Below are 23788 nucleotides of genomic sequence, written 5' to 3'. Positions count from 1 at the left end.
GGCCGCCTTCATAGCACGGCGCGTCCGGCGCCTCAGCTGCCGAGTGCGGTTTTCACGGCCGCCGCGGCATCGCCGCCGTCGAAGGTGGTGACGCCGTTGAGCCACGGCGTGACGGCATCCGGGTTCTTCTTCAGCCAGGCCGTCGCCGCGGCCTTCGGGTCAGCCCCGTCATTGAGGATGGCGCCCATGATCTCGTTCTCCATGTCGAGCGAGAAGACGAGGTTCTTCACGAACGTTCCGACGTTCGGGCATTCGGTGAGGTAGCCGGCGCGTACGTTGGTCAGCACGGTGGCGCCGCCGAAGTTGGGACCGAACACCTCGTCCCCGCCGGACAGGTACTGCATGTCGATCGCCGCGTTCATCGGGTGCGGCTCCCAGCCGAGAAACACGACGTCTTCCTTGGAGCCGGAGGCCTTCTGGACGGCGGCCAACATGCCGGCCTCGGAGCTTTCCACAAGCTCGAACCCCGAGAGGTCGAACTTGTTGCCGGAAATCATGTCGAGGATCAGCCGGTTGCCGTCGTTGCCGGCCTCGATGCCATAGATCTTGTTGCCGAGCTTGTCCTTGAATTTCGCGATGTCGGCGAAGCTCTTCAGGCCGGCCTCGTAGGTGTAGGTGGGCACGGCAAGCGTGTACTTGGCGCCTTCTAGATTGGTGGTGATGGATTCGACCGTCTTGTCCTCGAGATACGGCTTGATGTCGGCTTCCATGGTCGGCATCCAGTTGCCGAGGAAGACGTCGACATCCTTGTTCTTGAGCGAGGTGTAGGTGACCGGCACCGAGAGCACCTGCACGTCAGGCGCGTAGCCGAGCGCCTCCAGGATGACGGATGCGGTCGCGGTGGTCGCCGTGATGTCGGTCCAGCCCACATCGGCAAAGCGGACCGCCTTGCAGGCTTCGGGATCGGCGGCGGACGCAGCGCCCGAATAGAGCGCCGCCGCCAGGGCGCACCCGGCAGCCAGCTTGTTCAAACGCAGCATGATGTTTCTCCCATTGTGATTCGTGGTGCGACGCGCGCTCATCGAGCCTTTGCCGCGTCCGATTGCTGAAAACAAACATCATTTTGCACTGCTTTCAAGCGCAGCGGCAAAGGCTTAGCGTCAAACGGTTTTCTGGTTGCGACATCGCGCGGCCAATTTGCGCCCAGAACCTGCCGCGAGAAGTCGCACCAGACCCGCCAATCCGAAACGCTGCGGTTGCAAAACTTGGGGGGCCGCGACTTTCAATCGCCATTTGAGGCTCCTATATTCGCGCCCCACGGTAGGCGGAACACTGGCTGGAGAACCTCGATGGCAACGCTGCAGAATTTCGATCAGGAGATCGCCAAGACGAAGCAGGTCGTCGAGAACATGCGTTCCAAGATCGAGCAGTCGGGCACCGTTCTCGAAACCCTCGCCACCTCCGACAAGACGATCGGCGACGTCAATTTCGACATCGAGAACGCCCGCATAGAGGACGTCATCAAGCAGCAGAAAGTGATGGAAGGCAACATTGCCGACCTCATCATCGGGCTGGAGGACGCCACCAATGTCTTCGGCGCCGAGTTCGAAAGCATGAAGAGTTTCACCGGCTGGGAGATCTTTATCGGCATCTTCTCCCCGGGAACCAAGCAGCGCATGCGCACCGACCGGGTGCGCAACATGTCGCTTGCCGGAAACCTGCAAGAGCTGCTGTCGAAGTCCGACACCATCGTCGGCATCCTCAAGGCGCAGAAACAGGTCCTGGAATCGCGCTACAAGACGTCGGAAACGAGCCTGCGCCAGGTCATCGAGCGCCGGAAGACGACGATGGAGAACCTCATGGCGACCCAGAAGCGCATCGAGGAACTCAACCCGCTGCTGCTCGACATCGAGAACAAGATCGCCGCCTCCACCAGCCAGAAGGAGCGGACCGAGCTTGAGGGCGAGCGCTCCAAACTCGCCACCGAATACAACGAGAAGCAGGCGAAGGAGCAGGAACTTCTGGCCGAGAGCCAGACGCTGGAGCGCTACACCTCGATGTTCCAGACCTTCGTCGATTCGCTCAACAACCAGATCGCCGCGCAGAACACGCTGATCAACAAGCTGACCATCGACACCGAGCAGCGCATCGTCCTCTACAAGGCGCTGGAGGACTCGCTGAAGACGGCCGCGCAGCAGGATGTCGCGCACAAGATCAACACGCTGGGCTCGAAGGTCGACACGACGGCCGAGGAAACCATGGCCGGCATCGGCGCCGCCGCGCAGAAGCACATCGGCGACCTGCTCGAATTGCACGAGAAGAACATGGTCGCGACGGCCGACATCCAGCGTCGCAAGAAACTGGCCGACGACGCCTTCGCCCGACGCTTCGACGAGGTGCTGAGGAAGCACAACGCCTCGGATTACGTGCAGAGCTGACGCCCTGCCCGCGTGAAACGACCGTCCTTGCAGGTCCGCCGACATGAACGCTGAGACCGACGCAGCGGCACGCTATTTCGACGCCATCGCGGCAGCGCTGAGCGGCCTCGAGATATTCATGCGCGACGACCGCTCGCCGCTCTATCGGCATGGGATCGTCGCCGGGATCGTGGCCGAGTACATCTCGCGGCTGGAGGCCTCGTTCGAAAGCTGGCGAAACCGGCTGGCCTTCATGGACCGCTTCAGGATCTCGCGGGCCGAAAGCGGCTTCCCGGTGTTCCAGAACGTGCTCGAGCTGGAGAACGACCGGCGGCAGGCGGAACAGCGCATTGCCAACATCCCGGACGCCGCCACGATCCGCGCAGAGATGGCCGATTTCATCCTGCGCCACAAGGAATTCCCCGACGCACTGCAGAAGTCGATGGCCGAGCGGCTCTACCTGGAGGGCATCAAGGACGACGACCAGTTCGGCCCGTTCATGCTGGCCCAGACCGCAAACGTCTCGGTCAATCCGGAGAACATGCGTCCCTTCTATCTGGTGCATTGGGCCGCCTTCGACGGCACCGCGAACCTGCCGCTGATCTACATGGCGACGATCGAGGACTCGTCGGACTCGATGGTGCGCCAGATCGTCGACCAGAAGACCGGCAAGATGAACGAGGGGCTCCACATCCCCCTTCCCGTCGATGGCCTGCTCAATCCCGAGCTTGCCCATCAGTTCGACGCCTTCACCGAGAAGAACTCGGCCTACACGCTCTCGCCGGTGACAATCGCCACCAATCTCGACAAGGATTTCGAGACCCTGCATCCGAAGCAGCTGCGGCGCGTCGTGCTGGGGCCGTTCTATTCGGCCGGTATCACCGAAAACAATTCGACGGTCACGGAGGTGCTGTCGAAGGTGCGCAGAACAGAGAACGCCTGGCTACTCACCTGGACCATCCAGGAGGTGTTTTCCAAGGCCGAGAAGCCCGGCCGTCGGGGGCTCTTCTCCAGCGAGAAGGCGACGCAGGAGTTCCACATCAACACCGACGACCTCGAGGCCGCGCGCCAGGGCGTATCGAGCTACGAGAAGCACGCGCTCATCCCGCACGAGGCCTATCAGGCGCTCTATGCGGCCGGCGAGGCGCAGAAGATTTTTGAGGGCTACAAAGTGCACATTCTGTCCAAGGGACAGGTGATCAGCGATGTGTAGCGCCCGAGGCACAGCAATCGTCGCCCCCCTCTCTGTCTCGGCTGCCCCTCGCGTCCCTTCAGCCTGGTTCATCCCCCGTTTCGAGGAAACCCCATGGACGCTGGCCTGACCACGATCCCCGAAGCCGACATCGAGAAGCATCGCGCAACGGCGCAGTCGATGATCACCCGCATCGTCGTGCTGGAGGATGCGTCGGCCCAGTCGGCCACGCCGCTGGCCGGCACCGGCCGCCGCTTCGTCTCGACCGTCTCCACCGGCGCGGTGCGCAGGACCCGCGAGGTCGAGCTGACGAAAACCGTCATGGCGGTCAGGCCAGACGACCAGCTCATGGGGATCGGCCAGCACGCCCTGCTCTACCGCGCCCGGCGCGGGCTGGCGGTGGCGCTTGCCATCGCCGACGTTTTTGCGCGCGGCAGCGAGCTGGAGAGCCTGCAGGCCAGGAACGCACGTGCGCCGCTCGAAGGCGAAGAGGCGACGCTGTTCAAGAAACTGCTCAGCGCCTCCGCTTATGTCTCGGCGTTCTCGTTCGCCTCGTATCTGTCGCAGCTCATCGACTCGGAGGGCGAGCCGCCGAACGACATCGCCGAGCCCGACTTCCTGTTCGACACGGCGCAGGACGCGCTGAAGTCGATGGTCGCCGGCCTCGACCGCGCGATCGCCGGCGCCAAGGACGACGCCGAGCTGATGACCCGCGCCGATGCCTTCGCCCGGGTCGCCATCGAAGGGCTGTTGACGCGAAAAGGCCGGTTCGACGGCCTCGGCACGTTCGAGAACGCCCACATCCGCATCGACGCGGACGACTTCACCCTCGACGGCTTTGATGTCGCCCCCGGCAAGAAATCCAAGCCGCTGGTGATGACCTTCAAGAAGCCGGAAGAGGTCGTCGGCAACCACATCGCAAAATATCAGTCGGTGAAACTGGCCAAGATGCTGATGGCCTATGACTTCGACCGCCAGATGAACCCTTTCGTGGAGCTCGGCGGCTTCCTCTTCACCTTCATCGGCGACGGCGCGCCGGGCACCGGAAAGACGACGCTGATCCAGATGATCGCAGGGCTGGTCAACGACTACTGCCAGGTCGCCGGCTACCCGTTCCACTACGAGAATTTTGGCGTCGACCAGATCTCTTCCTACCAGGGCAAGTCGGGCCAGAACTGCCGCGCCTTCATCGACAACGTGCTCAATCCACGCGCCATCGGCTTCGGCACCATAGACGACATCGACCAGGTGGCGGCCAAGCGCTCGGACGACCGCGCCTCGGCCGGCCAGCACGAGATCACCGGCGTACTCATGGCCGCCTTCTCGGGCGCCATGACGGTGGTGCGCGGCAACTGCTCCTTCGGCATGTTCTCCAACTATCCGGAGAATGTCGACGACGCGCTGCGCCAGCGGGCTGGCGCGCGCTGGCTGGTCGACGGTCCGCAGACCCGCGAGGACTACATCGACATTTTTGTCCTGCTCGCCGGAAAGAACCACCAGATCCCGCTCGGCGACCACGAGCTCTATGCCGCGCAGGAGATCCAGCGCGCGGTCGACACGGCCTATGAGAGCCACGCGAAGCCGCACGAGGACGGCCTGATGAAGGTCTATGATCGCTTCATGAATGAGAACGGCGCGCCGAAGACGCTGGCCGACATCGGCGAATACCTCCACACCATCAAGGAGGCGGAGCCGCGCTTCACCGGCCGCGCGATCAAGAACGTCACCGATGCCATCAAGATGCGCGCCATGGACATCGAGCTGCCCGACGACTGGTTCGAGAAGCCCGAAACCTTCATGCACAAGCCCTACGACGAGAAGAAGGCGATGGTGGAGGAACTGCGCGGGCCGTTCGACATGACGATGGTCATGCAGGAGATCAACCGCTACGCCGACTCCGAATTCCGCTATTCCGACCGCGCCGACGACTCCGCGGTCCAGAAACTGCTGCGCGACGCGCGCCTGCGCGAGCGGGCGGCGCGTGAGATGGAGGAGCTGAAGCAGAAGGGGCTGTGGAATGCGTGAATGTTGAACAAGCGGCCACCAACCTGTATATATAGCTAAGCTAGCTTAGCAGAGGGTCGTATGCGGCAAGTCGGGACGTTTGAAGCAAAAAACAGACTGAGCGCACTTATCGATCTCGTGCAGGAGGGTGAGGAGATCGAGATTACGCGCAACGGGAAACCGGTGGCGCGACTGGTGCCGGCAGGAGGTCGAGATCTGGAAGCAGCACGCCGTGCGGCTGAAGGACTGCGCGCCATTCGGGCGCGGAGCAACCCTGGTCCCGAAAGCTTGAAGGATCTTGTCAACGAGGGTCGGCGCTATTGACGATTGTCGTCGACAATTCCATGGCCATGGCCTGGACGCTGATAGACGAGCGCAGCGCACAGGCCGATTCCATCCTCGATCAGGTCATGCGTGAAGGTGGCCACGTGCCCTTCACATTCCGGGCGGAGTTCGCCAACGGCCTCGTCATGGCTGGCCGACGCGGCAGAATCGACAAGGTTGGTCGTGACGACGCTATCGGTTTCATCGAAACTCTTCAGTTGGCGCATGAGCAGGCCGATCCCGAAAGAATAGGCGTAGCGATCGATCTGGCGGAAAGCCACACGCTCACCGTATACGATGCGATTTACTTGGAACTCGCTCGGCGCAAGCGCCTGCCGCTGGCGACATTCGACAAGGCGTTGGCCGTTGCTGCACGGCGAATCGGCGTTGCGTTGGCTGTACAATAGGCGACAGGCACCAATGGACCTCCTGCGCGACAATGAGCTGATCTACGGCCGCCTGCTGCCGGTCGATCAGAAGCACCTGATCGAGCGCTACAACAAGGCGCTGGTGGCGTTCGGTTTGAAGCCCACCAAGCTCGAGAAGTTCGAGATCGACCGCACCGGCTTCTCGCCGCAGGTCGCGGAGGAACTCGGCGACGTGCAGTACCTCGACCCCAACGAGGTCAACCGCCGCTTCATCATCCTGACGCCCGAGCAGATCGACCTGCCGGTGGTGCACACAGCCTTCTCCAACACCTCGCAGCTTCTCTACGAGTTCATGACCGCCAACCAGCGCGCCGTGGACGCGCTGACCATCAAGGACGTCATATACGGCGAGATCGAGGACTCGGTCTCCAAGGTCGAGACCATCGAGGACCTTCTGTCGATCCAGCAGGTGGCGTTCCGCGTGCTCTCGGCGGAGGACGTGCTCGGCAAGGCGGCCGAGCTCGGCACGCTGGTCGATCGCCTGAAGCAGGAGCCGGACGCCTGGCGCGACAACGACATGCTCAACCGCATGGTCGATCTCGCCAAGGTCTGCGGCGACATCCGCGAAAACGCGTTGGTGCCGGACCAGGTCATCTTCCGCCACAACGCCTTCTGGACCAGCCACTTCGGCGGCGTCTACATCTTCGTCGACAAGGACGTGACGACGGTGATCGCCAATCCCAGCGCGCCGGGCTTTCGCCGCTCGCGGCCCTGGCAGGTGAGCTACCTGTCGCTCAACGACGCCGACCGGGTGTTCCGCTTCCTCGCCTCGACCGGCCGCGTGGAATTGCCCCGCGCGTCATGGATCGAGACGTCGGACTATCTCGAGCATCGGGCCGAGATGCTGGTGCGCGACCTGATCCACAAGGCCGAACCGGAACGTGACATCTCCAAGCTCGACAAGGTGTGGCTGCAGACCTGGATCCACTCCAATGCCGCCCTGATCAAGCGCGAGGGCACCTTTCCGTTCCTGAACGCCGCCAAGCGTGACATCGCCCGATACGGCCAGCTGAAGCTCGAGGATGTGTTGCCGGAGCACCGCTTCCTCCTGGTGCGGGCCAAGCCGAACCATCCGGACGCCTGGCTGACCAACCGGTTGATCTCGGACTTCGTGCCGTTCGACTTCGTCTCACGCTACATCTTCAACAAGCAGGGCTTCTACAGGGATTACAAAACCTTCGCCGAGCCCTGGCGCAGCCATGTTGTCGACGTGCTGAAAACCACGTATCTCAAGGACAAGGCCGGCTTTCGCAAGCAGCTTTACGGCCTGACCGACTGAACCGGCGCAAAGCCGCGTTTGAGGGGATCTGAATGCTGGAACCGATCGTCAACTTCGTCACGCGCATCTTCCAATGGATCGGGCGCGGCATCGGCTGGGTGATCGGCATCCTGCTGTGGCCGTTCGCGTGGGCCGGCCATTGGTACGCCGGGCGGGGTTGGACCGTGAAGGGCGTGGTCGGGCTGATCCTCGCCGGCATCGTCTTCATGTACGGCTATTTCTTCTACGTCACCCAGGTCTGGAAGGGGTTCGATCCGGACTACCCGACCCGGATCGAAGCAGCTTCCAGCACCGCCCAGGCGACGAACGTCGTTGCCGGCGACCCGATCGCGGCCGACACTGCAGGTTCCGGCCAGGCCGGGCAGCCGGCGACCGGCGGGACGAGCGGCCAAACCGCCACGCCGCCGGCCGCGCAAAGCTGCAAGCGCTCCGAAATTGCCGCCGTGGCGGCTGATCTCGTCGACTTCAACGTCAACCAGAACGCATGGATCTCCTCCATGCTCGCCTCCAAGCTAGGCTTTTTCGGAGTTCCGTGGCGCAACACGCCCTTCTTCGACAACAAGGCCGCCTTCCAGCTCGGCATCAATCAGGTGCTGCGCCGGACGACGACCGAGCTGGTTGACGCGCTCGGCCGCGCACGCGGTACCTCGCGCATCGACCAGAACCTGCAGGACGCACGCACCGCGCTCGCCTGGGACGAGGACGCCTGGTATATCGGCCTGCGCGGGCCGACCCGTCCGACGCCCAGCGTCTACCGCGAAGCGATCGCCAAGCTGCGGGCCTTCAACGCCAGCCTCGAAAAATGCCAGTCGACCTTCGACGCCCGCGCGGACAACCTCCTGCAGTTCCTCGACCGCATCGCCGGCGACATCGGCTCGACCTCCGACATCCTGCGCGGCCAGATAGAAGCCTCCGACGCCGGCTGGTTCGATCCGCGTGCCGACGATCGTTTCTGGTTCGCCTATGGCCAGCTCTACGCCTATTACGGGATGCTGAACGCGACGCGCACGGATTTCTCGGCTGTCATCCGCGAGCGCAACATCACCACGTTGTGGGATACGATGCAGACCCAGATGCGCGATGCGCTCAACATGCAGCCCTGGATCATCTCCAACGGCAACGAGTCCAGCTTCCTGTTCCCCTCGCATCTGGCGACGATGGGCTTCAACCTGCTGCGCGCCCGCTCCCAGATCGTCGAGATTCGTCAGGTGCTCGACCGGTAGGAACCAAGCGAGTAGCGAGTAGAAAGTCCTGTTTGGGGGCGTCAAGCGTTTCGCGGCTATCCGTGCCGCGTCGCCGGCTCCGTTTCACCTGCTTCCCTATTCGCTTTGTCCCCTATTCGCTGTTCGCTCTCCGCCCCTGTCGCAATTCGCGCATTCCGCGCCTGTTTTGAGATTGCGGACGAATCCTCCTTCGGGCTTCTATGCCGACGAACAGAAAGGTTGCGCCTACCGCAGCCGGGGACACCAGCCGGGAGAACCACATGGCCGACGTGCAGACCGACATCGAGATTGCGCGCGCTGCGAACAAGAAGCCGATCATGGAGATCGGCGGCAAGCTTGGCATTCCTGTCGAGCACCTTCTGCCCTACGGTCACGACAAGGCGAAGATATCGGCGGAATTCATCAGGTCGACCCAGGCCAACACGTCCGGCAAGCTGATCCTCGTGACCGCGATCAACCCGACGCCGGCCGGCGAAGGCAAGACGACCACGACGGTCGGCTTGGGTGACGGGCTCAACCGTATCGGCAAGAAGGCGATCATCTGCATCCGCGAGGCCTCGCTCGGCCCTAACTTCGGCGTCAAGGGCGGCGCGGCCGGCGGCGGCTACGCGCAGGTGGTGCCGATGGAGGACATGAACCTCCACTTCACCGGCGATTTCCACGCCATCACCACGGCGCACAACCTGCTCTCCGCGCTCATCGACAACCACATCTACTGGGGCAACGAGCTCGGCATCGACACACGCCGCGTCACCTGGCGGCGCGTCATGGACATGAACGACCGCGCTCTGCGCGAGATCATCGCGTCGCTTGGCGGCGTCGCCAACGGTTTTCCGCGCGAGGCCGGCTTCGACATCACAGTGGCTTCCGAGGTCATGGCGATCCTGTGCCTGGCCACGGACCTGAAGGACCTGGAGAAGCGCCTCGGCGACATCATCGTGGCCTATCGCCGTGACAAGAGCGCCGTCTACGCCCGCGACCTCAAGGCCGACGGCGCCATGGCCGTGCTGCTCAAGGACGCCATGCAGCCCAATCTCGTGCAGACGCTGGAGAACAACCCGGCCTTCGTGCACGGTGGTCCATTCGCCAACATCGCCCATGGCTGCAACTCGGTGGTCGCCACGACGACCGCGCTGAAGCTCGCCGACTATGTCGTCACCGAAGCCGGGTTCGGCGCGGATCTCGGTGCGGAAAAATTCTTCGACATCAAGTGCCGCAAGGCCGGCCTGAAGCCCGCAGCCGCCGTGATCGTGGCGACCGTGCGCGCGCTGAAGATGAACGGCGGCGTCAAGAAGGAGGACCTCGGCAAGGAGAACATCGAGGCCGTCCACAAGGGCTGCGCCAATCTCGGCCGCCATATCGAGAACGTGAAGCAGTTCGGCGTGCCGGCGGTGGTGGCCATCAATCATTTCCACTCCGATACCGAAGCCGAAATCCAGGAGGTCAAGGATTTTGTCGCTTCGCTCGGCGAGGAAGCCATACTGTGCAAGCATTGGGCGCAGGGTTCCGCCGGCATCGAGGAGCTGGCGCACAAGGTGGCAGATCTGGCCGAACACGGCGCATCGCAGTTCGCGCCGCTCTATCCGAACGAGATGAAGCTCTTCGACAAGATCGACACCATCGTGAAGCGCATCTATCGCGGCTCGGAAGCGATCGCCGACAAGAGCGTGCGCGACCAGCTGCATGCCTGGGAGGCGGCCGGCTACGGCGACCTGCCGGTCTGCATGGCGAAGACGCAGTATTCCTTCTCGACCGATCCGAACCTGCGCGGCGCGCCGACCGGCCACGTCGTCCCGGTCCGCGAGGTGCGCCTGTCGGCCGGCGCCGGCTTCGTCGTCGCCATCTGCGGTGAGATCATGACCATGCCGGGGCTTCCCAAGACCCCCTCGTCGGAGAAGATCTTCCTCAACGAGGCCGGGCAGATCGAAGGGCTGTTCTAGCTTCCATCGAGCCATTCCTACCCACCTCACCCCGTTTGGGAGAGGATGTGCCTCAATCTGCTTGCTCCCATCCTCGCCCCGGAGTGGGAGAGAGGGGCCGAGCAAGCAAGGCTGAGAGGGGGCTTTCCCTGGCCGCCTGTCTATCCGCGCGGCATCGAGAGAATGCCTTAGCTATCCCCAAGACTTCTGCTAGCCTGCACCCAATCGTTGCAGCGGCTCGAGGGGTCATGCTCTATGTGCTTGCCTTGCTGATTGGCGTGGTCGCCGGGCTTCGGGCCATGACGGCGCCCGCCGCCGTCGCCTGGGGCGCAGGGCTGGGATGGCTGCCGCTCGCCGGCACATGGGCCGCCTTCATGGGCCACTGGGCGGCGCTTGCCGTATTCACCGTGCTCGCCATCGTGGAATTCATCACCGACCAGTTGCCGTCGACGCCGAGCCGCAAGGTGCCGCAGCAGTTCGGCGCGCGGCTGGTATCGGGGGCATTCGCCGGCGCGGTTCTCGGGGCCGCCACCGGCGCTGCCCTCGCGGGCGCGATCGCCAGCGCCGTCGGCGCAGTGATCGGCACCTATGGCGGCGCCGACCTTCGCGCGCGCCTTGCCGCGGCCTTTGGGAACGACCGGCCGGCAGCGCTGATCGAGGACGCGGTCGCCATCGTCGGCGGCCTGCTGATCGTTGGAGCTGTCTCATGAACGCTCGGCCGTTCGACGCCATCGTCATCGGCGCCGGCCAGGCCGGTCCTCCGCTTGCCGGGCGGCTCAGCTCGGCCGGGATGAAGGTCGCGCTGATCGAGCGCAAGCTGGTCGGCGGCACCTGCGTCAACACCGGCTGCACGCCGACCAAGGCGATGGTCGCAAGCGCCTATGCAGCGCATCTCGCGCGCCGTTCGGGCGACTACGGCGTCTCGGTCAGCGGCCCCGTCACAGTCGACATGAAGTCGGTGAAGGCGCGCAAGGATGCCATTGCCTCGGCATCGCGCAGCAATCTGGAGGACTGGATCGCCGGCATGGAGAACTGCACGCTGCTCCGCGGCCATGCGCGTTTCGAGGGTCCGGACAGCGTGCGCGTCGGCGATGAGCTGCTGACCGGACCCCGCATCTTCATTAATGTCGGCGGCCGCGCCAATGTGCCCGATATGCCGGGGCTTAGCGACATCACCCACCTCACCAACTCGACCATGATGGAGGTCGACTTTCTGCCGCGCCATCTGGTGGTGATCGGCGGCAGCTACATCGGCCTGGAGTTCGCCCAGATGTACCGCCGCTTCGGCAGCGAGGTGACCGTCGTCGAGAAGGGCCCGCGGCTGATCAGCCGCGAGGACGAGGACGTATCGGAGGCGATCAAGGACATTCTGGAGCGCGAAGGAATCCAGTTCCGGCTTTCGGCTGAATGCATCGGCTTTGCGCGGCATGCGGAAGGTATTTCGGTCAGTGTCGACTGTACGAGCGGAAACCGCTCGGTCGTCGGCTCGCATGTGCTGCTGGCCATCGGCCGCACGCCGAACACCGACGACCTCGGGCTCGATCTCGCGGGCGTCAGGACGGACAAGCGCGGCTACATCGATGTCGACGATCAACTGCGGACCAGCGTGCCCGGCATCTGGGCGATGGGCGACTGCAATGGACGCGGCGCCTTCACCCACACCTCCTACAACGATTTCGAGATCGTCGCCGCCAACCTGCTCGACAATGATCCGCGCAGGGTCAGCGACCGCATAGAGGCCTACGCGCTCTACATCGACCCGCCGCTCGGCCGTGCCGGCATGACCGAGGCCGCCGTGCGCGAGTCCGGCCGCCGCGCGCTTGTCGGCATGCGGCCGATGACGCGGGTCGGCCGCGCCGTCGAGAAGGGCGAGACGCAGGGCTTCATGAAGCTGCTCGTCGACGCCGACAGCAACGAGATCCTGGGATGCTCGGTGCTCGGGCCGGGCGGCGACGAGGCGGTGCACTGCGTGCTCGACCTGATGTACGCCAAGGCGCCGGTCGCCACCCTGCAGCGGGCAGTGCACATCCATCCCAACGTGTCGGAACTGCTGCCGACCATCGCGCAGGAATTGAAACCGCTGAAGTGATCTGCCGAGGCGACGCAGGGCGTTGGCGACCTACACCTGCGATTGGCAGGACATGTAGAAAGGGCCCCGTTCCGCCGGAACGAGGCCCTTTTTCGTGTCAGAAGATCTCGTCCACCGGCTGGCCGAGCGCCATTGCGCCGGCATATTGTGCCTGCGGTCCGGATTGCAGCGGGTGGAACCGTGCGCCCTGCATGTCACGGAACCGGCGCTCCAGTCCGTTGGTCCGGTAGAAACCCGCGCCGCCCGCAAGTTCCATCGCCAGTTCGACCGCCTCGAGGCCATGCCGCGCAACCAGGGAGCGGCCGATCATCACGTCGTTGACGCTCTCGGCGCCGGGCTCGTTGCGCTCTGCCGCCTCGACCATCGAGCGATGCGCCATCTGCGCGCCGCGGAGCGCGGTGTCCATGCGGCCGGCGAGCTCGACGGCATGGGCGTTGATCGGCTTCTTCTTCGCCAGCCCGATCGCGATGTCGCGGGCGCTTTCCGCCACCCCGACATAGACTGCGTAGATCAGCGGGAAGGCGATCGTCGCGATGATCTGGAACACCGGGTGCCAGCGCCGGGCCGTGCGCGAGAAGCCGACCGCGGAATCCGGCACGAACAGGCCTTCGATCGCGACGTCGTTGGACCCGGTGCCCCGCATGCCGAGTGCGCGCCACGTCTCCACGACCTTCACCTCCGGCGCCTTCATCGACGCGCCGAAATGGATGACGGCCTCGCTGCCGTCCTCGGCGCGATGGATCGCGCCCGTCATCAGGATGTCGCCCGCCTCCGCGCCCGAGGTGAACACTTTTCGGGCGTTGATGCGGTATCCGCCTTCCACTTTCTCAGCGCTGCCCGAGCCGGCGATCCAGTCCGAACCACCGCTGGAGAGCAGGATGAGGTTTTCCGCGGCGACCCGCTTCAGGAGCGGCTCCACTGCCGCGACCTTCTGGTGCCGCCAGCGCCATGCCGGGATCGCCACCTGATGCGTGTGCATGGCGAAGGCCAGCGCCGTGGAACTGCAGCCGTGCGCGAGGATCCGCAGCATGTCGCAAAGCTCGCCGATCTCGGCCCCGACCCCGCCCAGTTCGCTGGGAACGGCGGCCGCGACGAGGCCGGCTTCCTTCAGGACGGCATAGTTCTCGGAGACGAAGCGGTCGCCCTCGTCGAAAGCAGAAGCGCGCTCGGCAAAGATTCCAGAGAGTCTGCGGGCGGTTTCCAACAGTTCAGACCCGACGGGGGTAGCCTCCGTCATTTGCGATGCCAGAATCGGTTTCATGCATTCCTCCATTGAACCGAATGGCCGAGGATTGCTCCATTCGGTCGGAAGCTCCAGTTCAGGAACTGTACTGCACGCGACCGCCCCAATTCATGCTATCATGGACCAGGTCCACAAACGAGTGACGGCGCATGAGCGATCGCGGCGGTTACGGACAGTTTTGCCCAGTCTCCATGGCTTCTGAGATCTTGTGCACGCGCTGGACGACCTTGGTCGTCCGCGAGCTCCTGTGCGGTTCGACGCGCTTCAACGATCTCAGGCGCGGCGTGCCGAAGATGTCCCCTGCCCTGCTTTCCAAGCGTCTCAAGCAGCTGGAGCGCGCCGGGGTGATCCGCTCGGAGCGCTCAAGCGGCGCGCCGGAGTATCGATTGACCGAAGCCGGAGAGGAGCTGCGTCCGCTGATCCTTGGCATAGGCGTATGGGGCCAGCGTTGGGTGGAATCGCAGGTAACGCTGCGCAACCTCGACCCTTCGCTGCTGATGTGGGACATGCGCCGCAACCTCAACCCCGATCCGCTGCCGCCGCGCCGCTGCACGATTCAGTTTCTGTACCCCGAGGCGCCGCGGGCGCAGCAGAACTGGTGGCTGGTCGTGGACGGACGCACGGTCGACCTCTGCGGCTTCGATCCCGGTTACGACGTCGACCTCCTGGTGAAAAGCTCGCTCAGGGCGATGACCGCCATCTGGATGGGCTTGAGCGGGGTACGCAAGGAACTCGACGCCGGCCACATCGAACTCGACGGCGACCCCAAGATCGCCACCGCGATGCAGAACTGGCTGGGGCTGAGCTCGTTTGCGGGGGAGAGCCGCAAGGTGGCGTGAGGGGGGAATAACAGCAGGCCATTGGTGCCCTACTTGGTCGCTTGGCGATCTCTGGGAGGCGCGCGACCGATGTTGGAAACAAACTCTTCAGTCATCATTACAAAACGATCCAGCATCACAAAGAACACGTTTATGCTGAAACCCACCAGGAAGGAGAGCGCGAACAAACCGAGTCCAACATTCGATACTCCAGTGCCTGAAGCATCATCGGGAGACCAAAACCACCCGAGAATAATTCCGGCCAGAGCGCCAAGCGCCACTCGCAGAAATATCTCCCCTCCTGGCGGGTCAGGTATAAGAGGATCTAGCAGTGATCGCATAAAGAAAACTGTAGCACCTAGAATTCCACATATCGCTGGAAGTACCCACAGTGAATATAACCCAAGAGTTAGCTTCATATCACTAACACGGGACTTGATAGATGGGATCATTGTTGGTTGATACCTCAACCTTTCAAGACAGTAGAGATCAATCAAACTTCTCTGATTCTTCAAAAGCAACGTTGCTATAGACAAATTGTCCCCAGTGGGCGACTCACTCTTCGTATCCGTGCGCAACGTGCTGGTTAACTCACAGGAAAAGATCTGCGAGCCATAGCCAGCGACCTCCGCCCCTACACCGCCAGGCACACCCGAGGTACCTAGTGCTACCGGGGCGGCCAAGGCACCTGGCGCTGATGGGGAAGCCGACGCACTCGGCGCTGCCGAAGTAGTCGGTGCACCTGACGCCGCCGAGGTAGCCGAGGCACCTGGCGCTGCCGGGGTAGCCGAGGCACCTGGCGTCGCCGGAGTAGCCGATGCACCAGGCGCCGCCGGAGTAGCCGTTGCACCTGGCGCCGCCGGAGTAGCCGAGACACTTGGCGCTGATGGGGAAGCCGACGCACTCGGCGCTGCCGAAGTAGTCGGCGCGCCTGACGCCGCCGAGGTAGCCGAGGCACCTGGCGCTGCCGGAGTAGCCGAGGCACCTGGCGCCGCCGGACTAGCCCAGACACTTGGCGCCGCCGACGCCACAACCACACCGCTGTCAGGTCGATCAAAAAAATTTCTGAGAGGAAATAAATAATCCGTATACGTACTCAGGAACGCTGACGATAGCGGCAAATACACCATCAACTCCTGATCAATCCTTCGAAGCTCGTCCACAGAACCAAAGTACGCCTCGTTCATAACAACATTATCTGCCGCATCTCTTCCGTCGTTATTAATTCCTCTCAATATTTGTCTTTGCAAATGACTTATTCGACTGGATGGATCCATGGTTGCAAGTGATTCCAATGGTCTAATTATTGATGCACCCTTGTCTAGTATGAATGTTGTTATGGCAGCCGCGATCATGAGTATCGCCGATATTAATATGTACGTCCCACACTTAAGTACTCTTCTTATAAGTTTTCCCCTAGAGCTAACAAACGGGTTCCACCCGCTTCTAAGGTGCAAAAGGGTGACGGGCGCAATGTTCCCCACAGCAAGGTTCAGCGCCTCTTGCAGCTTAACGGCCTCATCATCGAGCCAAGTAAGCTGGGTCTTGCGCTCTGCAGCAGCGATGGCGCATGGCAAGGCATTACCTTTCAGCCGCCCAGTCCTCTGCCCGAAGAGAGCGACCGACTTTGCGTCCGCGAGCAGTGAGAGCAAGTCGTCATCAATGGTAGTAATTGGGTGAAGAGCCACTTTCTCCGCTGGATTGTAGGTCAGGTCCGACGAATGTGCGTTCTCTGGAGGTATCGTCGGGATGGCAGCATCAGCGGGGGGATGACGCGAAGACGCTTGGTTATTCGCGGTGTCCGCAATGGATGCTGACGTTGCGGTTGCTTCCCCGGGATCGGCTGACCTTTGGCCGTCTGGGGGCGCTGTAGTTTGGACCTTTTGATCCTTGTTCATAGGATCATCCCAGAACACCTGGCACGTAACCCCACGTGGACGGACACCCACACGGGTAACCCGGCGGTCCGGGTGGATTGGCCCAGCACCAGAAGTATGGCGTGAAGCATATCGTGCCTGGAACGTGCGGGGGTACCTGCGCAAAGCTTGCTCGAAGCGACATAAGGATCGCCAGAGTTGCTATCGCCAGGATGATGCGCAGTGCCCGCCAGCGGTCCACGAGACGATCCCCAGAAAGCGCAGACCACTATACAACCAAAAATAGCATCACTCAATACATACAACTAAACGTAGTAGGCGTACCGTGCGCGTCTCCCTCCTTCTACTTGCCTCCCCTCCCCTCGCGCGCGTAGATGGCGGCCAAACGCATGAAGGAGAGCGCACATGAACCCATCGCAACAGGTCGCCATCGTTACCGGAGGCGGTTCGGGGCTGGGTGAGGCGACGGCGCGGGCGCTGGCCGCCAGGGGCGCCAAGGTTGCCCTCTTCGACATCAGCTTGGATCGCGCCGAAAAGACCGCCGCAGAGATCGGCGGCATCGCCGTCAAGTGCGACGTCTCCAGCGCAGAGAGCGGCGAGGCTGCGGTCGCCGAGGTCGCCGCCCGCCTCGGCGAGCCGCGCATCCTGGTGAACTGCGCCGGCATCGCCATCGGCCAGAAGACGGTCGGCAAGGACGGTCCGCATGCCCTCGACCTTTACCGCAAGGTGATCGAGGTCAACCTCATCGGCACCTTCAACATGATCCGCCTCGTCGCCGACCGCGCCCAGAAGCTCGAGCCGCTAGCCGGTGGCGAGCGCGGCGTCGTCATCAACACGGCCTCGGTCGCGGCCTATGACGGACAGATCGGCCAGGCTGCGTACTCGTCGTCCAAGGGCGGCGTGGTCGGCATGACGCTGCCGGTGGCGCGCGATCTCGCGCGCTCCGGCATCCGCGTGATGACGATTGCGCCGGGCATCTTCAAGACGCCGATGATGGCAGGCATGCCGCAGGACGTGCAGGATTCGCTCGGCGCCGCCGTGCCCTTCCCGCCCCGCCTCGGCGAGCCCTCGGAGTACGCGGCGCTTGCCGTCCACATCGTCGAGAACCAGATGCTCAACGGCGAAGTGATCCGCCTCGACGGAGCCATCCGTATGGCCCCGAAGTAGGCCAGCTGCCGCACGAACGGCGCGCAGGTGTTTGCCGCGCGCCGTGGAGGCTGAAAGCGCTTGCCGAAGCGAGCAATACGCTGCAATAAGTGGACTAAATCAATCTACTTTAGAGCGTGCTGTGGAAAAGAAGCGAGACGTCCTGCGTGAAACCGATGCCGAGGCGATCCGCCTCGCCAAGACGCTGATCCGGTCGGCGCGGTACGGCGCGCTGGCGGTCATCGATCCGCAGTCCGGCGGTCCGATCGCCACCCGCGTCGGCGTCGCCACGGATGCCGACGGCACGCCGGTCATCCTCACTTCGATGCTTGCGGCGCATACCCCGGCGATTCTCGCCGATCCGCGCTGCTCGCTGCTCGTCGGCGAGACCGGCAAGGGCGATCCCCTCGCCCATCCGCGCATCACGCTGACCTGCAAGGCGCGCCGCATCGAAAAGGACGACGCCGAACACGAGCGCGTCGCGCGCCGCTATCTCAACCGCAACCCGAAGGCCAAGCTCTATGCGGGTCTCGGCGATTTCTCTTACTTCCGGCTGGAAATCGAGCGCGCTTCGCTGAACGGCGGCTTCGGCAAGGCCTACGCCCTCACCCGGGCGGATTTCGTCCTCGATGGGCCGGCTGTCGAGGCCCTCGCCACGAGCGAGCAGAGCGCCATCGACCACATGAACGAGGATCACCTCGAGGCGATCGCGCTCTATGCCCGGCACTTCGGCGGCGACAAGTCGTCGGCCTCGTGGAAGATGAGCGGCGTGGACCTCGACGGAATGGACCTGGTCGACGGCGACAAGTGCCTTCGCGTCTTCTTCCGCGAACCGCTGAAGGACGCCTCCGAGATGCGCCCGGCGCTGGTCGCCATGGCCCGCACGGCCCGCGAGGCGGCGACCGAGGCAAGCTGACGTCCCGACCGCATTTTGCGCGGCGGACCCTATTGACCTTCCAGTGGCTGGAACTCCTATCTCCGCTTCTGTTCAGATTGCGGAGACCAAGAATGCTTGTCCAGTTGAAGGTTGAAGGGATGCACTGCGGCGGATGCGCGCGCGCCGTGGAGCGCGCATTGTCGGGCGTCGAGCACGTCCAATCGGTCGACGTGAAGGTCGATGACGGAGAGGCGTTGGTGCGTGCGGGTGACGGGGTCGATCCTTCGGCGCTCGTTGCCGCGATCAAAGGCGCGGGCTATCCGGCAAGGCTTGCATCCTCACAAGAATGAAGCGCCCGGCGCGCAGCCAGCTCGCATGCTGCTCTTGCTGACAGCGAACGCATGCCGCCACGCCGTTTCCGGCGGTTTCCGGGCGGCCCCTGTTGACACGTCTCAGGCCGGCGGCCGAGAGATGATCGGATGGTTCCCATCCGCATCACCGATCCCGACGACCCCCGAATTGCCGCCTATCGTGACATCCGGGAGCGCGATCTCAAGGGCCGCCACGGCCTCTTCGTGGCGGAGGGCAAGGTCGTGCTCAACGTGCTCTTCGCGGCGCGGCGTTTCGAGGTCGAGTCCGTGCTGCTGCTGGAGAACCGCCTGCCGGGCATGGCGCCAACGCTTGCCGTCGCCCCGCCGGAGACGCCGGTCTACGTGGCCGACGGCGACGTTCTCGACCGTGTAGCCGGCTTCCATCTGCATCGCGGCGTCCTGGCGATCGGCAGACGCCGCCCCGCGGCAGAGCTCGTCGACGAGTTGAACAGCCTGCCGCCCGACGCGTTGGTCGTCGTCCTCGTCGGCATCTCGAATCATGACAATGTCGGCGCGATCTTCCGCAACGCGGCGGCCTTCGGCGTCGACGCCGTGCTGCTCGACCAGACCTGCTGCGATCCGCTCTACCGCAAGGCGATCCGGGTTTCGGTCGGCGCGGCGCTCAAGGTGCCGTTCTTTGTCGCCCCCAGTGCGGCGGGGATCATCGAGAAGCTTGCAGCGCAAGGGTTTGGGATGATCGCCATGTCGCCGGCCGGGGCGGCGGACCTGATGGACCTGCGGCCGGCGGGTCCCACCGCGCTCTTCCTCGGAACCGAAGGCGAAGGCCTGTCTCCCGAGATCCTGTCGAGGATCGCGACAGCCCGCATCGCGATGGCGGAAGGTTTTGACAGCCTCAACGTGGCCGCGGCCTCCGCGATCGCCCTCCATCATCTGGCGCGACAGCGAAGGTGTTAGACGTATCCACAAGATCGGGCTTTCGCCTCGGCTGCGGAAGCGCCGCTGGCAATGCCTCAGCCGATCATGACGCCGCGCGCAACCGGCTCGACTTCGCGCGCCTTGGTGTCGCGCGACTCCAGCATCTCCGCTTTGGACAGCTCCGCTTCAGCTTCGGCGAGTATGGATTGTGCAAGAGCGCGTTGCTGAAGCAGATCATTCTGTGACGCTCGCAGATTGTCCCGGCGCTGGCGCGCCGCTTTGGCGAAGGTTGGATAGGCGAAATGGTTGATGTCGGTGATGCCCGATTTCTTCTCTTCGGCAGCGACCTGGACTTCCAGTTCGGTCGCCATCCGCTCGAACTCGGCAATCATCATGTCCAGCTGCATGAGATGCCGCCGTTTCTCGCCGACTTGAAATTGCTTTAGCCGCACGAGATTCTCACGAGATTTCATGCCTACAAACTCCCGAACACGCACACACAACTCTGCCTTTCGGCGCCGACCCCCGCGCTGCAAATCCCCGAGCGAGGGGTCGGAAACACCCTTTCGGAAACAGAATCCTAATAGGGTGGCCCGCTGGTAACCTTTCGTTTACGGGCATTGTTAATCATAGGAGCGAGGCCTTAAGGCGGGGTAAAAATCGGACGGCGGATTTTGATCGTCTGAAAGGTGCGTAGCGGATGCGGTCAGCGGCCAAAGCGCAGGGCCCCGTGTTGATTGGCCAGGCTTTTTTGCGAGTGAGTGTACAAGGAGGTTAAAGAATCTGATATCGCTCCCGAAGCGGAATCAGGTTTTGTTAACCAATCGATGGCAGCCTCAACGAGGCATCACTGCCGCAGCGTCGGGGGATCGCGGACCCGTTCAGCGGCAAAAGGGGAATGAAATGCGTGTTCTGCTGATCGAAGACGACAGTGCGACTGCACAGAGCATCGAACTGATGCTTAAATCCGAGAGCTTCAACGTCTACACGACCGACCTCGGCGAAGAGGGCGTGGATCTCGGCAAGCTCTACGACTACGACATCATTCTCCTCGACCTGAACCTCCCGGACATGTCGGGATACGAGGTGCTGCGCACGCTGCGCCTGTCGAAGGTGAAGACGCCCATCCTGATCCTGTCCGGCATGGCCGGCATCGAAGACAAGGTCCGCGGCCTGGGCTTCGGCGCCGACGACTACATGACCAAGCCGTTCCACAAGGACGAGCTCGTCGCCCGCATCCATGCCATCGTGCGCCGCTCCAAGGGCCACGCCCAGTCGGTCATCACCACCGGCGACCTGATCGTCAATCTCGACGCCAAGACGGTCGAGGTCGGTGGACAGCGCGTCCATCTCACCGGCAAGGAATACCAGATGCTGGAGCTGCTCTCGCTCCGCAAGGGCACCACGCTCACCAAGGAAATGTTCCTCAACCACCTTTATGGCGGCATGGACGAGCCGGAGCTGAAGATCATCGACGTCTTCATCTGCAAGCTGCGCAAGAAGCTCGACGCCGCCTCCGGCAGCCAGAACTACATCGAGACCGTCTGGGGCCGCGGCTACGTGCTGCGCGAGCCGGAAGACATGCGCGAGAGCGCCTGATCGTCGATTGGATCGATCGCCTACCTCATCAAGCCCGGCCATGCGCCGGGCTTTCTGTTTGGGCTGTTTGGATTCAGGCGGCGGCCTGGAGGACGCGAAAATTGTCGAGGAGCTGAGCGCGGTCGAACGGCTTCAGCAGATAGCCCTGCGCCCCTGCGCGCTTGGCGCGCATGATGGCCGGAACGTCCATTTCCGTCAGGCAGATCGCGATACGGGGCGGGGTCGATCCCTGAATGGATCGCACGTTGCGGATGAAATCCTCCACCGGGAGATCGGGGAGGACGGCGTCAACGAGAATGTAGTCCGGCATGTACTCGGCGCACATGTCGATCGCCTCGAAGCCCGTGCCAGCCTCGAGAACAAGTACGTCAGGCCCCGTCAGGATCCTTTTCGCGACCTTCCGGATGACGTTGGAATCATCCACAAACAGGCAGCGCTTCATGTCCCATTCCCCCAAATGCGTCCCACCACTGCCGCCCCATCGGCAACGACGGATGCACACTAGACGCGGCGCGTAAAAATCAGGGGAACAGGGTAGGTAAAATTTTCATCAATCAGCGGAAAAGCAACCAGCGCGTGTAGCGATGCCGCGGCTATGCGGCCGCGGCGACCCGGGACACCGCTCCAAAAACGATCTCTTCGGGATTGACATGGATCTTGATCTCCATGTCCGCGTCACGCGCCAGCAGCAGCGTGTAGTAGGGCTGCACGCTGTGGGCGTCGATAGGTTCCTCCGGCTTCTGGCCCGTGTGGAGTTCAAGGAACTTGGGCGGCACGCGCGCGGCGGGGCCGGCCGATGCCAGCGTGAACTTCGGGTCCGTGTCGACGTCTTCCAGCGTAACCGTTATGCGCCCTCCCTTGGGGATCGCGGCATGCGCAATCAGGAGCAGGTTGAGGAGGAGCTTCACCTTGTTCTTCGGCCAGAGGGCGCGTCTGCCCTGCCAGGTGAGTTCCGGCTTCTCGTCCTTGAGATAGGCCGTGGCGACCGCCTCGGCGTCGCCGGTATCGATGAGCATGCCTGCCGATCCGGCTGCACCGAACGCGATGCGGGCGAACTGCAGCCGCGCAGACGCCTTTCGCGCGCTCGTCCTGATCAGCTGCATCGCATCATCGGCCGCCCCCTCGTCGAGAAGCTCAAGGCCGTTGTTGACCGCGCCGACCGGCGAAATGATGTCGTGGCAGACCCGGCTGCACAGAAGCGCCGCGAGTTCCGCGGCGGACAGGTTGAAGATTTCAGCCATCGATAGTCTCCGCGCAATCTCTCAAATTTTCGGCCAGCCAAGCGGCGACGGGCACCGAATCATCGCAATCAAACGAGTTTTAACAAGTTTTGTGTGGCCTCAGTCCGGCGGGTTCAAAATTTCCCTTGGACTAATTGTCCGCCCCAGCCCAATGGCGACGGCTGCGCCGGCGCTGGGCCTCGATCATGTGATCGGTTAATGGTTGAAAAAGGATTACGGCCTAGCATCGCCCCAATTGATTCCCGATCGGCCGCCAAGAAGCAGGAAGGAATCAGAGGCGTCGGCAATGTGCTCCTGCATGGAGATTTGGAAGCATGTTCACCCGATATCTGTCGCGCACCGTCGCCCGCGCCCTGTTCGCGATCACAGTCGTTCTGACAGGACTCGGCCTCGCGGCGCCCGTTGCTGCAAATGAATACACGGCCCAGGAGATCATCGATTCAGGCCATCGCTTCTTCGGGGCGACTTCCGGCGGGCTGGCGACCGCCGTCGAGAACATCTTCTCCAGCTATGGCCTCCCCAACGGCTATGTGCTCGGGGAAGAAGGCTCGGGCGCGTTCGTCGGCGGGCTGACCTACGGCGAGGGCACGCTGTACACCAAGAACGCCGGCGACCATAAGCTGTTCTGGCAAGGCCCGTCCCTGGGCTGGGATTTCGGCGGCCAGGGCTCGCGCACGATGATGCTCGTCTACAACCTGGATTCGGTGGACGCCCTCTACCACCGGTTCATCGGCGTCTCCGGCTCCGCCTATGTGGTCGCCGGCGTCGGCGTCAACGTGCTCAAGCACGAAAACATGCTGCTGGTGCCGGTACGGACCGGGGTCGGAGCGCGCTTGGGCGTGAATGTCGGCTACCTCAAGGTGACCCAGCGCCCGACCTGGAATCCGTTCTGATGCCGAAGTCTCGGTCCAGGCCCTGAAAGCGT

At 63.2% G+C, this 23788-nt stretch carries 23 protein-coding genes; 17 read left to right on the top strand and 6 right to left on the bottom strand.

Annotated features, from left to right (window positions below; genetic code table 11):
• Nucleotides 1–32: 32 nt before the first annotated feature.
• Nucleotides 33–980, bottom strand: a complete 948-nt coding sequence (locus tag PD284_RS09405) for a choline ABC transporter substrate-binding protein (protein WP_274627943.1) — start codon at nt 978–980, stop codon at nt 33–35.
• Nucleotides 981–1289: 309 nt separating this feature from the next.
• Between PD284_RS09405 and PD284_RS09400 the strand changes: the two genes are divergently transcribed.
• The 10 genes from PD284_RS09400 (at nt 1290) to PD284_RS09355 (ending at nt 12815) form a co-directional block, all read left to right on the top strand.
• The gene (locus PD284_RS09400; protein WP_274627942.1) at nt 1290–2378 is read left to right on the top strand and encodes a hypothetical protein; all 1089 of its coding nucleotides are present in this window, start codon (nt 1290–1292) and stop codon (nt 2376–2378) included.
• Between the two features lie 43 nt (nt 2379–2421).
• Nucleotides 2422–3570 carry a hypothetical protein gene (locus tag PD284_RS09395; protein ID WP_274627941.1) on the top strand — a complete coding sequence of 383 codons (1149 nt, stop codon included), beginning with the start codon at nt 2422–2424 and terminating at the stop codon, nt 3568–3570.
• Between the two features lie 93 nt (nt 3571–3663).
• On the top strand, nt 3664–5574 hold the full coding sequence (locus PD284_RS09390) for an AAA family ATPase (RefSeq protein ID WP_274627940.1): 1911 nt from the start codon (nt 3664–3666) through the stop codon (nt 5572–5574).
• Between the two features lie 60 nt (nt 5575–5634).
• Nucleotides 5635–5877, top strand: coding sequence for a type II toxin-antitoxin system Phd/YefM family antitoxin (locus tag PD284_RS09385; protein ID WP_274627939.1), 243 nt, complete (start codon nt 5635–5637; stop codon nt 5875–5877).
• A complete protein-coding gene (locus PD284_RS09380; RefSeq protein ID WP_274627938.1) occupies nt 5874–6284 on the top strand; it encodes a type II toxin-antitoxin system VapC family toxin in 411 nt (136 codons plus the stop codon). Before PD284_RS09385 ends, PD284_RS09380 begins: the two co-directional genes overlap by 4 nt.
• A 13-nt stretch (nt 6285–6297) precedes the next feature.
• The gene (locus PD284_RS09375; protein WP_274627937.1) at nt 6298–7584 is read left to right on the top strand and encodes a DUF6638 family protein; all 1287 of its coding nucleotides are present in this window, start codon (nt 6298–6300) and stop codon (nt 7582–7584) included.
• A gap of 32 nt (nt 7585–7616) precedes the next feature.
• Nucleotides 7617–8807, top strand: a complete 1191-nt coding sequence (locus PD284_RS09370; RefSeq protein WP_274627936.1) for a DUF2333 family protein — start codon at nt 7617–7619, stop codon at nt 8805–8807.
• Between the two features lie 260 nt (nt 8808–9067).
• Nucleotides 9068–10747 (top strand): formate--tetrahydrofolate ligase, encoded by a 1680-nt coding sequence (locus tag PD284_RS09365; RefSeq protein ID WP_274627935.1) that lies wholly within the window; start codon nt 9068–9070, stop codon nt 10745–10747.
• Between the two features lie 227 nt (nt 10748–10974).
• Nucleotides 10975–11436 (top strand): DUF4126 domain-containing protein, encoded by a 462-nt coding sequence (locus PD284_RS09360; RefSeq protein ID WP_274627934.1) that lies wholly within the window; start codon nt 10975–10977, stop codon nt 11434–11436.
• Nucleotides 11433–12815, top strand: a complete 1383-nt coding sequence (locus PD284_RS09355; RefSeq protein WP_274627933.1) for an FAD-containing oxidoreductase — start codon at nt 11433–11435, stop codon at nt 12813–12815. Before PD284_RS09360 ends, PD284_RS09355 begins: the two co-directional genes overlap by 4 nt.
• Nucleotides 12816–12912: 97 nt before the next feature.
• On the opposite strand, the gene PD284_RS09350 is transcribed toward PD284_RS09355, so the two are convergent.
• Nucleotides 12913–14076: an acyl-CoA dehydrogenase family protein gene (locus PD284_RS09350; RefSeq protein WP_274627932.1), complete on the bottom strand. Its 1164-nt coding sequence runs from the start codon at nt 14074–14076 to the stop codon at nt 12913–12915.
• 131 nt (nt 14077–14207) lie between these two features.
• Here PD284_RS09350 and PD284_RS09345 point away from each other — a divergent pair, with 131 nt between their 5' ends.
• Entirely contained in the window at nt 14208–14897 is a 690-nt protein-coding gene (locus PD284_RS09345; protein ID WP_274627931.1) for a winged helix-turn-helix transcriptional regulator, read from the top strand.
• Nucleotides 14898–14926: 29 nt separating this feature from the next.
• Here PD284_RS09345 and PD284_RS09340 read toward each other — a convergent pair whose 3' ends face one another.
• The gene (locus tag PD284_RS09340) at nt 14927–15157 is read right to left on the bottom strand and encodes a hypothetical protein (protein ID WP_274627930.1); all 231 of its coding nucleotides are present in this window, start codon (nt 15155–15157) and stop codon (nt 14927–14929) included.
• Nucleotides 15158–17158: 2001 nt separating this feature from the next.
• Here PD284_RS09340 and PD284_RS09335 point away from each other — a divergent pair.
• The 4 genes from PD284_RS09335 to PD284_RS09320 all read left to right on the top strand — a co-directional run bounded on the left by PD284_RS09335 (nt 17159) and on the right by PD284_RS09320 (nt 20062).
• Entirely contained in the window at nt 17159–17920 is a 762-nt protein-coding gene (locus tag PD284_RS09335; RefSeq protein ID WP_274627929.1) for a 3-hydroxyacyl-CoA dehydrogenase, read from the top strand.
• Nucleotides 17921–18041: 121 nt separating this feature from the next.
• Entirely contained in the window at nt 18042–18815 is a 774-nt protein-coding gene (locus tag PD284_RS09330; RefSeq protein WP_274627928.1) for a HugZ family pyridoxamine 5'-phosphate oxidase, read from the top strand.
• Nucleotides 18816–18907: 92 nt separating this feature from the next.
• Nucleotides 18908–19126, top strand: a complete 219-nt coding sequence (locus tag PD284_RS09325) for a heavy-metal-associated domain-containing protein (RefSeq protein ID WP_274627927.1) — start codon at nt 18908–18910, stop codon at nt 19124–19126.
• A 129-nt stretch (nt 19127–19255) separates the two neighbouring features.
• Nucleotides 19256–20062 carry a TrmH family RNA methyltransferase gene (locus PD284_RS09320; protein WP_274627926.1) on the top strand — a complete coding sequence of 269 codons (807 nt, stop codon included), beginning with the start codon at nt 19256–19258 and terminating at the stop codon, nt 20060–20062.
• A 56-nt stretch (nt 20063–20118) separates the two neighbouring features.
• Here the strand turns inward: PD284_RS09320 and PD284_RS09315 are convergent, their stop codons facing one another.
• The gene (locus tag PD284_RS09315) at nt 20119–20496 is read right to left on the bottom strand and encodes a flagellar export protein FliJ (protein WP_274630587.1); all 378 of its coding nucleotides are present in this window, start codon (nt 20494–20496) and stop codon (nt 20119–20121) included.
• A gap of 430 nt (nt 20497–20926) precedes the next feature.
• Between PD284_RS09315 and ctrA the strand changes: the two genes are divergently transcribed.
• Nucleotides 20927–21622 (top strand): response regulator transcription factor CtrA, encoded by a 696-nt coding sequence (gene ctrA, locus PD284_RS09310; RefSeq protein ID WP_274627925.1) that lies wholly within the window; start codon nt 20927–20929, stop codon nt 21620–21622.
• Between the two features lie 73 nt (nt 21623–21695).
• Here the strand turns inward: ctrA and PD284_RS09305 are convergent, their stop codons facing one another.
• Both PD284_RS09305 and chpT read right to left on the bottom strand, forming a co-directional pair.
• Nucleotides 21696–22064 (bottom strand): response regulator, encoded by a 369-nt coding sequence (locus tag PD284_RS09305; protein WP_274627924.1) that lies wholly within the window; start codon nt 22062–22064, stop codon nt 21696–21698.
• 151 nt (nt 22065–22215) lie between these two features.
• Nucleotides 22216–22863 carry a histidine phosphotransferase ChpT gene (gene chpT / locus PD284_RS09300; RefSeq protein WP_274627923.1) on the bottom strand — a complete coding sequence of 216 codons (648 nt, stop codon included), beginning with the start codon at nt 22861–22863 and terminating at the stop codon, nt 22216–22218.
• Between the two features lie 314 nt (nt 22864–23177).
• On the opposite strand from chpT, the gene PD284_RS09295 reads away from it, so the two are divergent.
• Entirely contained in the window at nt 23178–23756 is a 579-nt protein-coding gene (locus PD284_RS09295; protein WP_274627922.1) for a DUF1134 domain-containing protein, read from the top strand.
• The last annotated feature ends 32 nt before the right edge of the window (nt 23757–23788 follow it).

Source organism: Mesorhizobium shangrilense, assembly GCF_028826155.1.
Classification (GTDB): Bacteria; Pseudomonadota; Alphaproteobacteria; order Rhizobiales; family Rhizobiaceae; genus Arvimicrobium; species Arvimicrobium flavum.
Note: the sequence above shows the minus strand (reverse complement) of the source record. Positions and strands in the feature narration are given on the sequence as shown.